Raw genomic sequence first — 13047 nt, 5'->3', positions numbered from 1 at the left:
CAATCTGACTGAAAAGGAGCAAATGCTCTAAAAATCCCAAACGAATTTTCCGTATACGAGTGACGGACCGGTGACGGAAGAGTGACGGTACGGTGACGGAGAAGTGACGGGTGCAAAAATAATGTCAAACTGGCAGAATTAAGGTTGAAAACCCTCATCTGCAGTTCTCCTTCGATATCATTTTTAGTATGCGTTTTTCTTTTAGTGAAGGTTGGAGGAGGGATTTATAAAAAGAGTTAAAAAAGAAAAACCTCCCAAAACAGAAAAGAGACTCGAAAGTCTCTTTGTAAAATTATATCTTCTCTAAATGATTATTTATTGATCAATTTTTCAAGCCTTGTCATCATTTCATCTTTCTCTTTTAGCATACGCTCAAACAAAGCGATTTTCTCTTCATGAAGTTTTTTGATTTCCTCAATCGGATTGTTATTAAAAACTTCAATCTTATTATTGAACATTGCATTATCTGAGAAATTACACGAAATTAAATTCACTGCTTGTTCCTCGTCAAAGTTCTGAAAAGCTTCCACAGGAATTTTTAAAGAATTAGAGATTTGATCCAGTATATCGTCTTCAATTACATCTTTTTGCTCCAGCATCGAGATTTTCTTCTGATTCCAGTCATTTCCCAAATCAAAAGCCAATGCCTCTTGTTTGATGCCCAACATTTCTCTGAAGCGTTTTACGTTTCTTCCCTGATGTATTTTCTGTTCCATAATCCGTATCAATTTTCTGAAGGCTCAAAGATAAAGCCATTTGGTTTAAAATCCTGAATTTCAAAGATAAAAAAATATCCCGTAAAACATTATTTTTGTCAGAATATTATAGATGTATTCCGAATAGATTATCCTTTGGAAAGAACGGAACTTCACTTATGAATTTTAAATTTGCTTATGATAAAAAGAGAAAAACCCTCGAAACCCGCTTTTGGGAAGTGTTTGTGGGAGAAAATTCATTTAAGGTCATTCAGGGCTATTTTGATAACAGAAGTACAAATGCTTCGGCAGCATCTTTTAATGCGAAAATAAAGCGTTTAGAGCTCAATTCAGAGGTATTAGAAATATAGATTTCTTCTTATTCGGATTGTCTAACCTATTTGCCTAATTCCCAACTTTTGCAACTGATCCCTGATTCATTCGAATTTAGAATTTGGGATTTAGAATTTAGAATTTAGGATTTGGGATTTGGGATTTAGAATTTGGGATTTGCAAATTTTAAATTTTAACCATAAAAAAAGTCCTAATTTTCATTAGGACTTTTTCGTGGGGAGAGCAGGATTCGAACCTGCGAAGTTCACACAGCAGATTTACAGTCTGCCCTCGTTGGCCGCTTGAGTATCTCCCCGAAGCTTGTATTGATGCGCTTTGTTTTGCTAAGCGGTTGCAAATATATAAACGTTTTTGATGTTTACAAACTAAAATCGCACTTAATTTTAAGTTATTTTCAAGATATTTTTTAATTGGTTGGTATTGAATAAAATAAAAAAATCTCCACCAGGGAGATTTTTTTATTTTATTCTGAATATTGGTATTATTTAGCTAAAAGCTCTAATATTTTTGCTCTTAATTCAGGGCCTCTTAAATCCTGTGCAACTATTTTTCCTGTTGCATCAAGTATAAAAGTTGCGGGAATCGATTCAACATTGTATTGTTTAGCGATTGGCTCGTCCCAGTATTTTAAGTTTGAAACCTGTGTCCAGATTAATCCATCTTTTGCGATAGCTTCTTTCCAGGCACCAGCTTCTTTATCTAAAGAAACACCAACAATATTAAGTCCTTTAGCATGTAACTCTTTATAAATAGCTACAACGTTCGGATTTTCTTTTCTGCATGGTCCGCACCATGAAGCCCAGAAATCAACAATAGTTACTTTGCCTAAACTTTGTTTAAGAGAAATTACTTTCCCTTCCGGGTTAGGCGCAGAAAAATCTGATCTTCATTTAGCGTTACCAACAGGAGGAGCTGTTGCACCAACTGCAGGCATTTTTGCTTGACCGATTTTTGTTTTGATTTCTTTACCAGGAGCTGTATTTTTTAATGACTCATCTAATGAATTGTACAAAGCCTCAGCTTTTTTAATGTCAGTAGAAGGATCTCCTAACATACCTTGAATAATTAAAGCAGAAATGTATGATTTTGGGTGACTTTCAGCGTAAGCTACATATTTCTTTTTAGAATCAGCCTGTACTTCAGTTTGAATCGTCATGTATTGTTTCATCAAACCGTTGATAGTTGCAGTATCCTGAGCTTGTTGAGCCGCTTGCATTTTCTGAGTGTTGTTTTTCTGAAAATCAGCTAATCTTTTTTGAGTTTTAGTAAGTTCTTCATTGAATTTTACATACTCATCATTATTATAAGTTCCTGAAATTTTAGATTTATGGATACTGTCTTTGTCAATAGCGATAGTAATTTCTCCGGTTTCTAAGATAAAAGGAATTGGTCCGTTAGCACCCTGAAGGATTAACGTATGGAAAGCTGGTTCAGTTACTTTTCCTTTTATTTCAAATTTTCCGTTTTCAACTTTTACAGTATCAAGAGCTACTGCCATTTTTGTAGTAGGATCCTGTCCTTGTAGGATGATCGTTTTTCCGTTTTCAATTCCTTTTGCAGTTCCTGTAATTAGGTACTCTCCGTCTTTAACTTTGCTGCATGAAATGATTGCTACAGTAGCAGTAAGTAAAAAAAATATTTTTTTCATTATAAAAAATTAATTAGTTAATTGATTTGTGCAACAAAAGTATCTAAAAATATAAAATATAAAGAATTTTGTTGCCTAAAATTTTGTTATAGTTTTTTTGTGCTTAATTCTCATATTATCAGGGTGTTTGTTTGTGAAATTTAACTTAAAACTTTTAATAATATCAGAATTGTGGCTTTAAAAGCATAATATTTTAATTTTAAAGCATAAAAAAAGCATCCTGTTTCCAGAATGCCTTTATAGATAATTGAGATGTAAATCTATTCCTGATTCGTTTTTTTTCTCCATGTAAAAGAGTTCAGTATATGTCTTTTAGCAAATCTTGCAGGAGAATCTGCGTTTACCATTTTTACATAAGTAGCTTTAGGAACACTGATGTATTCGTAAACACTGCCGTTAGAGAAATCGATAATTAAACGACCTTCTACAAATTTATAATCTGTAATAGAACAAGTCGAAATTGTTTCCGTATATTCCGGTAAGTTAGCTTTAATCGTTTCAGGATTAATGCTTACCAAAAAGTGATAAGCTTCAATGATAGCTTTACTTTTTTCTTCTGCAGCTTTCAGACCAGCTTCATCACCTTGAAATTTATCAGGATGAGATTCTTTCATCGCATTGCGATAAATGGTTTTTAAATCTTTAAGTTCTGCAGTTTTTTCTACATTTAATAACTTACGGTATTCAACTATTTTTTTCATAAATAAAAGGTAACTTATTGTCTATTAGTTTGAAATGTCTATTTAATACTTCAAAACGACAAATTTTTTGCAAAGGTACACTTTTTTTTAACTTTTTAGTTTTCACGGAAAAAATATTCCTAAATTTTATAGTCTCAGTCTCAGTTTACAGTTTCAGTTTTAACATACGGGTAAACCAAGACCACGGCTGCGACTGAAAACTGTGACTGCAAACTAAAAACTACTTCTGCTCCGGCTTATAATTGGCCTTATCGAAGTTTTTAGACTTCTTAGGGTACTTGTCGTAGCTGATATCGCTGGGATTTTCAATAACAGATTTTATGGTAATCATATCACCTACATTAAAATTGGAGTGCGCTAATTTATAATCCAAAAGATATTCTCCACAAAAATAATTATTGTTTTCATCTTTCTCAATGATGCCGGTATAAACTCCTTTTTGCAACATTTTTTCGTGTGATCCTTTCGACATGACTTTTTTATTTTTAGAATTGAAGCTGCAAAGTTAATCAATATATCGTTTGGTTTGGGGAGTTTGGGACAATCTCAGTATATTTGCACATGCAAAAAAACTTTAGACCCCATCCGAATTCTTTTAAAAATACATTTTGTGTTTTTCATGAAGTTTTGCAGGATGAAATTACCGGTTTAAAAATTCAGTTCGAAAGCAAAGCCGGAAGCACCTATTATTATACCGAAAAAGGAATGTACCGGGTTTCGAATCACTGGGGGAGACTGGCGAACAGCAAATGGCGCCTGGTTGCCATGGAACCGGAAACACCATCGAAAACTAAAATAGGTTTTGCTGCCTGGAATGAATTTTACCCGGACAATGCCTCAGAAAAACTGTATTACATTCAGGCCGATTTTGATCAGAATACCGTAAATTACCAGCATAAGAATAATCCGGATTATGATACAAAAGCAATTTTAAGAACGAGCTTTGAAACCACAAAACGAATCAAGCAAATTAGAAATTTGCAGCAGCTGACTTCCTGGGCAAAACATTTTGAAGAGAATATTGATGTTTTGAGAAAGAAGATTATCACTGAATTGATTTTTACCGAAAAAACTTTAGAAGAAATTAAAAGAGACATATAAAATGGGACGCAACAACGAAAGAAATATTAAAAAGCACAACGATAAGCTGCATAAAGCGCAGGATAAAGCTAAACAGGCCGTAATTGCACGAAAGGAAAAGCTGAAAGAAATCGTTAAAAAGTTTAACGAAGGTAAAAAGGAAGAATAGAAAAATAGTTTCGGGTGAAATTTGAGAAGTGAAACTTAAAGCTTGAAACTTGAAACAAAAACAATATTAAATATGAATACGAAATTTGAAGATTTAAAAGCAAGTGTACAGGAAATAATTGATCTGATTGCAGCGAAAAATAACAGAGAAGCGAATAATAAATTACTGGAAGTAAATGAAACCTTAGACGAACTGCTTGATCACGCAGAAGAAGATGAAGATTTGAGAGAGATCAGCAGATACCAGGTTTTACTGAATCAGCTGCATGTAAAAATCAACGGAGAAGAAGAGGTTGATGGAGAGTAAAAAATGTTTTTGTGATACAGGTTTATTGTTTGAAGCCTGTTGCGGATTGTATCTTCAGCAAAATCAAAAAGCACCTAATGCATTAGCTTTAATGCGTTCGAGATATTCGGCTTATGTTACTCATAATGCTGATTATCTCTTAGAAACGACACATGTTTCAGAAAGACAATATTATTCAAAATCAGAAATCCTGAAATGGGCGACCAGTAATCAATGGCAAAAATTAGAAATTTTAAGTTCTTCTGAAGATACCGTTGAATTTAAAGCCTATTTTTTAAATGCAGATCTGCAGCCTCAGACACATTACGAATTTTCAACTTTCAGATTCGAAAAAGATTCCTGGTTTTATGTGGACGGAAAGTTTGAATAATCTATAAATTTATGGCTAATTTCTGTCTATTAGACCATGTTTTTTTAACTAAAAATTAATAAATGTTTCTTTTTTCGTAATTCTAAAAAGCCGTAATTTTAGAATTATGAAAAACGAATTTAAAAAAGGTTTTTATTTTAAGACGTACGAAGCCCCGTTTCAGTCTCCGTTTGAAAAACTTTTTGGTATTTTCAAAGAGCTGATCACCCATACTTCGGGTGATTTTGATGAAGCGATAGACTGGCTTAGGGAGCTCGATAAAGAATATAAACTTACCGACGAGAACTACACAATCGATGATTTTATCGAAGATTTAAAAAAGAAAGGTTACATAAAAGACGAAGCCAAAGACGATGGTACGCCGGGCTTTGGAATCACTGCTAAAACAGAACGGGCGATCAGACAGCAGGCCTTAGATCAGATTTTTGGTAATTTAAAGCGTTCCGGAAGCGGAAATCACAAGACCAAACATGCCGGAAACGGTGATGAGCATACCGGAGAGTTCCGTGAGTTTAATTTCGGAGACGGGTTAGAGCGTATTTCTCTCACAGAAAGTTTAAGAAACGCCCAAATCAACAATGGAGTGGAAAGCTTTATGCTTACCGAAAATGATTTGGTGGTAGAAGAAACCCAGTACAAAGCACAAATGAGTACCGTTCTGATGATCGATATCAGCCACAGTATGATTTTGTACGGTGAAGACCGAATTACTCCTGCCAAAAAAGTAGCCATGGCTTTAGCCGAATTGATCACCACCCGTTACCCGAAAGATACACTTGATATTTTGGTTTTTGGAAATGATGCCTGGACAATTCCCATTAAAGATTTACCGTATCTGCAAGTAGGACCTTATCACACCAATACGGTTGCGGGACTTCAGTTAGCGATGGATATTTTGCGCAGAAAACGAAATACCAACAAGCAGATTTTTATGATTACTGACGGGAAACCAAGCTGCGTGCGTGAGCGTGACGGTTCCTATTATATGAACAGCAACGGTCTCGACGATTATATTGTAGATAAATGTTACACACAGGCACAGCAAGCCCGAAAATTACACATTCCGATTACCACTTTTATGATTGCAAACGATCCTTATTTACAGCGTTTTGTAAATCATTTTACAGAAGCCAATCAGGGAAAAGCATTCTATACTGGACTGAAAGGTTTGGGTGAAATGATTTTTGAAGATTATGAAACGAACAGGAAGAAGAGGGTTCGTTAATTTTAAGGTTCAAAGGTTCATAGTGACAAAGGTTCAAAGGTTTTTATAAATAGGTTTCGATTGTACAGATGAGCGGAGTCGAAGCGTTTTTTTAGAGAACGCATATCGTAGATGCGCACAGCAGTGCGTCTGCTCAAAGAGGTACATTTGTACAAAATAAAAATGATCAATAACAAAATACATATTTCAATAAAAATGGAAATAAAGAACATAACCACATTAGGTCAGTTAAAAGCCTCAGGATATAAAAGTACAGGTATCAAAGACGAATTACGAAATAATCTTCGGGAGAAGATCAAATCCGGACAGCCTGTTTTTGAAGGTGTGCACGGTTTTGAAAATACGGTAATTCCAGAGTTGGAAAGAGCCATTTTATCCCGTCATAATATCAATTTATTGGGGCTTCGCGGACAGGCAAAAACACGTTTGGCCAGAAAAATGATTGAGTTACTGGACGAATACATTCCGTTTGTTTCAGGCTCTGAAATCAATGATGATCCTTTGAATCCGATTTCCCGTTTTGCAAAGGATTTGATTGCGGAAAAAGGAGATGAAACTCCAATTTCGTGGTTGCACAGAAGTGAACGGTTTTTTGAAAAACTGGCTACTCCCGATGTAACGGTTGCCGATTTAATTGGCGATGTCGACCCTATTAAAGCAGCAAATTTAAAATTATCGTATGCAGACGACCGCGTGATTCACTTTGGAATGATTCCAAGAGCGAATCGCTGTATTTTTGTTATTAACGAATTACCGGATTTACAAGCCAGAATTCAGGTGGCTTTGTTTAACATATTACAGGAAGGCGATATTCAGATCAGAGGTTTTAAATTAAGAATGCCGCTTGATATGCAGTTTGTTTTTACTGCAAATCCGGAAGATTACACCAACAGAGGAAGCATTGTGACTCCTTTGAAAGACAGAATTGGTTCTCAGATCTTGACACATTATCCCGAAACAGTAGCCATTGCAAGAACCATTACCGAGCAGGAAGCTAAATTAGATCAAAACCAAAGTGACATTGTATATGTTCCAAGTCTGGCTAAAGACATACTGGAGCAGATAAGTTTTGAAGCCAGGGATAGCGAATACATTGATAATAAAAGTGGTGTAAGTGCCAGAATGAGTATTACGGCTTTCGAGAATTTAATTAGTACCGCAGAACGTCGTGCTTTAATCGCCGGGGCAGATAAAACTACGTTACGCTTGTCTGATTTCATCGGAATCATTCCTGCTATTACCGGAAAAGTCGAATTGGTTTATGAAGGAGAGCAGGAGGGAGCAGCTTCCGTAGCGCAGACTCTAATAGGATTAGCAGTGAGAACTTTGTTTTCGGAGCATTTTCCTAAGATTGAAAAATTAGAAAAACCAGGCGAAAAAACGCCTTATTCTGATTTGATTGAATGGTTCTTTGCAGAAAGCGGTTTCGAATTGTTAGACGATTGTTCCGATGCAGAATACCAAAATATCTTAGATGAAGTGACTCCTTTGGATGTTTTACTGAAAAAATACCAGCCGCAACTGGATAAAAAAGATCAGTATTTTATGAAAGAATTTATCTTGTGGGCTTTGGTTGAATATAAAAAACTGAGTAAAGACCGTTTTGCAAAAGGACATCAGTTTAAAGATATGTATGGAAGTTACATCAGTAAGTTGTAAATATTTCTGATACTTAAAAGTTTCAAGCCCGACAGGTTTTTAAAACCTGTCGGGTTTATTTTTTTTACAGGTTAGTAAATTTGATTTACGGTTTATTATTTCTAAAAACCCCATTACCAGTTTAAAATCAACTACCTTGTTCCGTTGGCTGTAATTGCAGTCTTTCCTAAAAACAGAATGGAAGATAGTTTTGAAGATTTGATTGCTTCGTATATCGAAAATAAAGTAGGCATAGCGGAGCATTTTTTAACCCCTGAATTGGCCAATCATTTAAAACAGAATTTACTCGATTTAAATCAGAAAAAGTTATTGTTAACCGCCGGAATTGGAAACTCGGATAAACTGTCGTACGATGGTGCCATCAGAAGCGATTCCATTTACTGGCTGGATAAAAAGCATAATAATGTTTTCGAAAATGAATTTTTTGCTAAAATCGAGGCTTTTATATTGTATCTGAATAAAAGTTGCTATACCGGAATTACGGGTTATGAGTTTCATTATGCTTTATATGAAAAAGGAGATTTTTACCTCAAACATTTAGATCAGTTCAAAAACAATCCCAGTCGTAAATATTCAATGATCAGTTATCTCAACAGCAATTGGCAGGAAGCTGATGGCGGAGAATTATTAATTCATCAGGTCAATAATAATCAGAAGATTTCACCCACACAAGGTAAAACGGTTTTCTTTAAGAGCGATGAACTGGTACACGAAGTTCTCGTGACTCAAAATACGCGAATGAGCATTACGGGCTGGCTGAAGAGTGATTAATATTCTTTTTTTTGGAAGTTATAAAAGAGATAAACGTTATTTTTGCATTCAAAAACAAGCCTTATGTTATTTCTAGTTTTAAGTATTATTTGCAGTGTTGTGGTAGGAGTTATTTTTAAAATCACCAGAAAATACGATACGAATCCAACCCAGATTATTGCTTTCAATTATGTGTTTGCCCTGCTGCTTTGTTATTTTACTTTCAGTCCAGATCTTAACGAAGTGAATGTAAATTCACCCTGGACTATTTATATTGCAATTGGTTTGTTGTTGCCTGTTGTATTCCTGTTTTTGGTAGCATCTATAAAACATATGGGAATTGTAAAAACAGATGCAGCCCAGCGTTTATCGTTATTTATCCCTATTTTGGCTGCCTGGTTTATTTTTAAAGAAGAATTCAACAGCTATAAAGTAATTGGACTTCTGACAGGTTTTCTGGCACTTTTATTCATTTTAAGAAAACAAACTGCAAATACCAGCAATAAATGGATATATCCGGCAATTGTTTTATTGGGTTTTGGTGTTATCGACATCCTTTTTAAGCAAATCGCCCTTTATACCACATTGCCTTATCCCACTTCCTTATTCGTCGTTTTTGCAATTGCGTTAGTTGTTGCGTTGCTAATTGTTGCTTATGAATTTGTAATTAAAAAAGCTCCATTTGAATCCAAAAACATTCTTTTTGGAGGTTTAGTTGGTCTCTTTAATTTCGGAAATATTTTGTTTTATCTCAAAGCGCATAAAGCATTTTCGGATAATCCTTCGACGGTTTTCGCCGGAATGAACATGGGAGTCATTATTCTGGGAAGTGTTGTCGGCTTGCTTTTTTTCAGGGAAAAACTTTCCAAAATTAACTTCATTGGAATCTTTTTAGCGCTAATTTCCATTATTTTTATTGTTTTTTCACAATTGAAGTGATTTTTTTTATTACATAAAGTCTTTATTTACAGTCTGTTTTGTAATATATTTTGTTTTATTTGAATTAATTCTACTAATTCCATAGAATATATAAAGTAATTTATATAAATTTGCAATGACAATGAAAAACTATAGCCAAAATAGCAGTCCGTTTATGTGCAGCTTCACGATGTGTTGCATGATGAACGCTGTAATGAAATGGCCTTAATAGAAAATGGACTTGTTAGTTATTTTTTTTTTTAGCCTTTCATGCACCATGAAAGGCTTTTTTTAGAACTATTAAAAAATGATACGATGAGATCAAATAGAAATACAAATATTATGATGCAGTGCTGTCTGATGAAAATACCATGTTGTATGCGTTATAAAAATTAGAAGAGCTGAAGATAAAGGAACAACCCCAATTTAAAATATAGATAAAAATGAGTGCAGAAATAATTAAACAGAATCCCTTTCAATCGATGATTGATCGCTTTAATATCGCCGCCGATATTCTTAATTTAGACGAATCCATCAGGCAGAAATTGCAGCGTCCTGAAAAGCAAATTGTGGTGAATTTTGCGATCACTTTAGACAACGGAACAATTCAGAATTTTGAAGGATACCGTGTCATTCACAATACGGCATTAGGCCCGTCTAAAGGCGGAATTCGTTACGACACAGGCGTTAATCTTGACGAAGTAAAAGCGCTTGCAGCCTGGATGACCTGGAAATCTGCTGTGACAGGAATTCCATTTGGAGGAGCAAAAGGCGGAATAATTTGTGATCCAAGAACACTTTCGAAAACAGAATTAGAAAAAATAACCAGAGCGTATACCAAAGCATTATCTGATATCTTCGGACCCGAAAAAGATGTTCCTGCGCCTGACATGGGAACAGGGCCTGACGAAATGGGCTGGCTAATGGATGAATTTTCATTGGTTCACGGCAAAACGATTCATGCCGTAGTGACCGGAAAACACCTGCATTCCGGAGGTTCATTGGGCAGGGTAGAAGCAACCGGGCGCGGGGTAAGCATCATAAGTATTCTGGCATTGCAAAAGCTGAAAATCAGACCTGCGAGAGCTACGGCTGCGATTCAGGGTTTTGGAAATGTTGGTTTGCATTCGGCTTTGTTTTTATTCGAAAAAGGATTGAAAATCGTTGCCGTAAGTGATGTTTCGGAAGCTTTTTATAATCCGGACGGACTTAATATCCCGGAACTGATTTTGTATTACAATCTGAATAATAAATCCATAAAAGGCTACCCGAATTCCGTAGCTATCAAACACGAAGATTTATTGCTTCTGGATGTCGATGTTCTGATTCCGGCTGCGAAAGAAGATGTTATAACAGGAAAAAATGCCAATGACATTCGTGCTAAAATTATTGTAGAAGGCGCAAACGGTCCCGTTTCTTCCGATGCCGATAAAATATTGCATGACAATAATGTCCTGGTCGTTCCGGATATTCTGGCCAATGCCGGCGGAGTTACCGTTTCTTACTTTGAGTGGCTTCAGAATTCACTTTTGGAATCATGGAGAATTCACCAGATCAATAAACGTCTGGAAGATATCCTGGAGAAAGGTTTTGATACGGTCTTTAGAGTTGCAGCAAAATATAGTGTAACGCCGCGTATTGCCGCCTATATTATTGCTTTGAAAAAAGTCGCGGAAACACAGTCCGTTAAAGAAGTGGCGGCCGATACACCAAAGTACAAACAGAATTAAAAATTTACTCTAAACACAGAGGAAAATCATTTTCATCAATCAATACTTTTCTGTCGCGGAAAATAATATTGACTGGTGAAAATATTTTCTTTTTGAATTATTTATGAATACACAAAGTAATTTTTAAAATGGAACATATTAATTTTCTTGCTTTCGCAATGCCTGCTTTTTTTCTGTTTTTATTTATTGAATTTAAGATCGCACAACGAAAAAAAAGACCGGAAATTTTCAATTATGAAAGCTCCGTTTCGAATATTAGTATTGGTATTGCCGAAAGACTGATCAACCTGTTTATCGCTGCAAGTTTTTATCAGGCATATTATTTCATTTATAATAATTATCGCCTTTTTGATATTCCGGCGAATGTTTTTATCTGGTTTGCTTTAATTCTGGCTACCGATTTTGTCTGGTACTGGTACCACAGGCTGGGGCATGAGGTCAATTTTTTCTGGGCAGCACACATTGTCCATCATCACAGCGAAGAATTTAATTTTACCGCTGCGGCGAGAATTACCACTTTTCAGGCCATTATCCGTACCGGATTTTGGTGTGTTCTTCCTTTTATAGGGTTTCATCCCACAATGGTGATTACGATGCTGATTGTTCATGGGGCTTATTCTTTTTTTACCCATACACAGCTTATCGGAAAAATAAATTGGCTGGAATATGTTTTCGTAACGCCTTCTGTTCATGGAATCCATCACGCCTCCGACGAGAAATATCTCGATAAAAACTATGGAGATATGTTTACTTTCTGGGACCGTCTCTTCGGGACTTTCCAGACAGAAGAAGAAAAACCAAAATACGGATTAACGCATCCACTAAAAAGCTATAGTTTCTTATGGCAGCATTTTCACTATTACTTTGAAATCTATGAATTGATGAAACGCTCTAACGGTTTCAAAGCAAAATGGAAAGCCGTTTTTGGAAGCCCTGCACACATGGATCAGGACATTCGGCCTATACTCGAAAAACGGTTTTTACAGGATAAAGCCAATCCGAATCAGCGTCTTCGATTCAAAAATTATCTTTATATCCAGTTGGGAATTTCGACTTTACTGCTAACTGTTTTTACATATTACTTTGAATTTTTGAACGCCTTCGATAAAGTTTTTGTACTGTCTATTATATTGATTACCCTCATTAATTGCGGAGCTTTACTGGAACAGCGAAAATGGATTTATTATCTGGAATATGCCCGTATCTACATGATTGCAGTCTATTTTTTATACGAAGAAGGTTTGATGATTTTTTTCTTTATACCGCTGGGAATTATGATTTTCGCTGAACAATTGTTTTCCCTTAGTACCCGATATCAGAATGTGGTGCTGCAGGTTGAGTCTGTGGAATGAAGGAATGTTTGGTGTGAATAGTTTAGAAAAAAGAGTAAAGAGTAAAGAGCAAAGAGTAAAGAGCAAAGAGTAAAGAGTAAAGAGTAAAGA

General features: G+C 35.5%; 15 protein-coding genes, 1 tRNA gene and 1 pseudogene. 11 read left to right on the top strand and 6 right to left on the bottom strand.

Annotated elements, in window-relative coordinates:
• Nucleotides 1–311: 311 nt before the first annotated feature.
• Nucleotides 312–716, bottom strand: a complete 405-nt coding sequence (locus tag GJU43_RS04930; protein ID WP_154339707.1) for a helix-turn-helix transcriptional regulator — start codon at nucleotides 714–716, stop codon at nucleotides 312–314.
• Nucleotides 717–811: 95 nt separating this feature from the next.
• On the opposite strand from GJU43_RS04930, the gene GJU43_RS23050 reads away from it, so the two are divergent.
• The gene (locus tag GJU43_RS23050; RefSeq protein ID WP_229655003.1) at nucleotides 812–1066 is read left to right on the top strand and encodes a hypothetical protein; all 255 of its coding nucleotides are present in this window, start codon (nucleotides 812–814) and stop codon (nucleotides 1064–1066) included.
• 197 nt (nucleotides 1067–1263) lie between these two features.
• Here the strand turns inward: GJU43_RS23050 and GJU43_RS04920 are convergent.
• From GJU43_RS04920 to GJU43_RS04900, 5 genes and pseudogenes are all read right to left on the bottom strand, one after another.
• Nucleotides 1264–1344 (bottom strand) — tRNA-Tyr (locus GJU43_RS04920).
• Nucleotides 1345–1530: 186 nt separating this feature from the next.
• A pseudogene (locus tag GJU43_RS23225) lies at nucleotides 1531–1917 on the bottom strand (peroxiredoxin family protein); the annotation flags it as partial.
• An 18-nt stretch (nucleotides 1918–1935) separates the two neighbouring features.
• Entirely contained in the window at nucleotides 1936–2697 is a 762-nt protein-coding gene (locus GJU43_RS04910) for a DUF4369 domain-containing protein (RefSeq protein WP_154339706.1), read from the bottom strand.
• A 260-nt stretch (nucleotides 2698–2957) separates the two neighbouring features.
• Nucleotides 2958–3398, bottom strand: a complete 441-nt coding sequence (locus GJU43_RS04905) for a KTSC domain-containing protein (RefSeq protein ID WP_154339705.1) — start codon at nucleotides 3396–3398, stop codon at nucleotides 2958–2960.
• A 220-nt stretch (nucleotides 3399–3618) separates the two neighbouring features.
• Nucleotides 3619–3870 carry a hypothetical protein gene (locus tag GJU43_RS04900; protein ID WP_127336708.1) on the bottom strand — a complete coding sequence of 84 codons (252 nt, stop codon included), beginning with the start codon at nucleotides 3868–3870 and terminating at the stop codon, nucleotides 3619–3621.
• An 89-nt stretch (nucleotides 3871–3959) separates the two neighbouring features.
• On the opposite strand from GJU43_RS04900, the gene GJU43_RS04895 reads away from it, so the two are divergent.
• From GJU43_RS04895 to GJU43_RS04855, 10 genes are all read left to right on the top strand, one after another.
• Entirely contained in the window at nucleotides 3960–4499 is a 540-nt protein-coding gene (locus GJU43_RS04895; RefSeq protein WP_154339704.1) for a hypothetical protein, read from the top strand.
• A gap of 1 nt (nucleotide 4500) precedes the next feature.
• Nucleotides 4501–4647: a hypothetical protein gene (locus tag GJU43_RS22790; RefSeq protein WP_195760020.1), complete on the top strand. Its 147-nt coding sequence runs from the start codon at nucleotides 4501–4503 to the stop codon at nucleotides 4645–4647.
• Nucleotides 4648–4719: 72 nt separating this feature from the next.
• The gene (locus GJU43_RS04890) at nucleotides 4720–4953 is read left to right on the top strand and encodes a hypothetical protein (RefSeq protein ID WP_154339703.1); all 234 of its coding nucleotides are present in this window, start codon (nucleotides 4720–4722) and stop codon (nucleotides 4951–4953) included.
• Nucleotides 4943–5323, top strand: a complete 381-nt coding sequence (locus GJU43_RS04885; RefSeq protein ID WP_154339702.1) for a YchJ family protein — start codon at nucleotides 4943–4945, stop codon at nucleotides 5321–5323. The genes GJU43_RS04890 and GJU43_RS04885 overlap by 11 nt, the downstream gene beginning before the upstream one ends.
• 106 nt (nucleotides 5324–5429) lie before the next feature.
• Complete coding sequence (locus GJU43_RS04880; protein WP_154339701.1) at nucleotides 5430–6548, top strand: VWA domain-containing protein; 1119 nt, start codon at nucleotides 5430–5432, stop codon at nucleotides 6546–6548.
• Between the two features lie 195 nt (nucleotides 6549–6743).
• Nucleotides 6744–8207, top strand: a complete 1464-nt coding sequence (locus GJU43_RS04875; protein WP_154339700.1) for a magnesium chelatase — start codon at nucleotides 6744–6746, stop codon at nucleotides 8205–8207.
• A gap of 177 nt (nucleotides 8208–8384) precedes the next feature.
• Complete coding sequence (locus GJU43_RS04870) at nucleotides 8385–8978, top strand: 2OG-Fe(II) oxygenase family protein (RefSeq protein ID WP_154339699.1); 594 nt, start codon at nucleotides 8385–8387, stop codon at nucleotides 8976–8978.
• Nucleotides 8979–9041: 63 nt separating this feature from the next.
• Entirely contained in the window at nucleotides 9042–9896 is an 855-nt protein-coding gene (locus GJU43_RS04865; RefSeq protein WP_154339698.1) for an EamA family transporter, read from the top strand.
• A 422-nt stretch (nucleotides 9897–10318) separates the two neighbouring features.
• Nucleotides 10319–11605 (top strand): Glu/Leu/Phe/Val dehydrogenase, encoded by a 1287-nt coding sequence (locus tag GJU43_RS04860; RefSeq protein WP_195760019.1) that lies wholly within the window; start codon nucleotides 10319–10321, stop codon nucleotides 11603–11605.
• A 128-nt stretch (nucleotides 11606–11733) separates the two neighbouring features.
• Nucleotides 11734–12957 (top strand): sterol desaturase family protein, encoded by a 1224-nt coding sequence (locus GJU43_RS04855; protein ID WP_154339697.1) that lies wholly within the window; start codon nucleotides 11734–11736, stop codon nucleotides 12955–12957.
• Nucleotides 12958–13047 lie beyond the last annotated feature (90 nt).

The organism is Flavobacterium sp. LC2016-23 (genome assembly GCF_009674775.1).
In the GTDB taxonomy this organism is placed as follows: domain Bacteria; phylum Bacteroidota; class Bacteroidia; order Flavobacteriales; family Flavobacteriaceae; genus Flavobacterium.
Note: the sequence above shows the minus strand (reverse complement) of the source record. Positions and strands in the feature narration are given on the sequence as shown.

Bases quoted from the DNA above. Each gene is read 5' to 3' on its own strand.
- GJU43_RS04930 (WP_154339707.1), bottom strand. From the start codon at position 716: ATGGAACAGAAAATACATCAGGGAAGAAACGTAAAACGCTTCAGAGAA.
- GJU43_RS04910 (WP_154339706.1), bottom strand. From the start codon at position 2,697: ATGAAAAAAATATTTTTTTTACTTACTGCTACTGTAGCAATCATTTCA.
- GJU43_RS04905 (WP_154339705.1), bottom strand. From the start codon at position 3,398: ATGAAAAAAATAGTTGAATACCGTAAGTTATTAAATGTAGAAAAAACT.
- GJU43_RS04900 (WP_127336708.1), bottom strand. From the start codon at position 3,870: ATGTCGAAAGGATCACACGAAAAAATGTTGCAAAAAGGAGTTTATACC.
- GJU43_RS04895 (WP_154339704.1), top strand. From the start codon at position 3,960: ATGCAAAAAAACTTTAGACCCCATCCGAATTCTTTTAAAAATACATTT.
- GJU43_RS22790 (WP_195760020.1), top strand. From the start codon at position 4,501: ATGGGACGCAACAACGAAAGAAATATTAAAAAGCACAACGATAAGCTG.
- GJU43_RS04890 (WP_154339703.1), top strand. From the start codon at position 4,720: ATGAATACGAAATTTGAAGATTTAAAAGCAAGTGTACAGGAAATAATT.
- GJU43_RS04885 (WP_154339702.1), top strand. From the start codon at position 4,943: ATGGAGAGTAAAAAATGTTTTTGTGATACAGGTTTATTGTTTGAAGCC.
- GJU43_RS04880 (WP_154339701.1), top strand. From the start codon at position 5,430: ATGAAAAACGAATTTAAAAAAGGTTTTTATTTTAAGACGTACGAAGCC.
- GJU43_RS04875 (WP_154339700.1), top strand. From the start codon at position 6,744: ATGGAAATAAAGAACATAACCACATTAGGTCAGTTAAAAGCCTCAGGA.
- GJU43_RS04870 (WP_154339699.1), top strand. From the start codon at position 8,385: ATGGAAGATAGTTTTGAAGATTTGATTGCTTCGTATATCGAAAATAAA.
- GJU43_RS04865 (WP_154339698.1), top strand. From the start codon at position 9,042: ATGTTATTTCTAGTTTTAAGTATTATTTGCAGTGTTGTGGTAGGAGTT.
- GJU43_RS04860 (WP_195760019.1), top strand. From the start codon at position 10,319: ATGAGTGCAGAAATAATTAAACAGAATCCCTTTCAATCGATGATTGAT.
- GJU43_RS04855 (WP_154339697.1), top strand. From the start codon at position 11,734: ATGGAACATATTAATTTTCTTGCTTTCGCAATGCCTGCTTTTTTTCTG.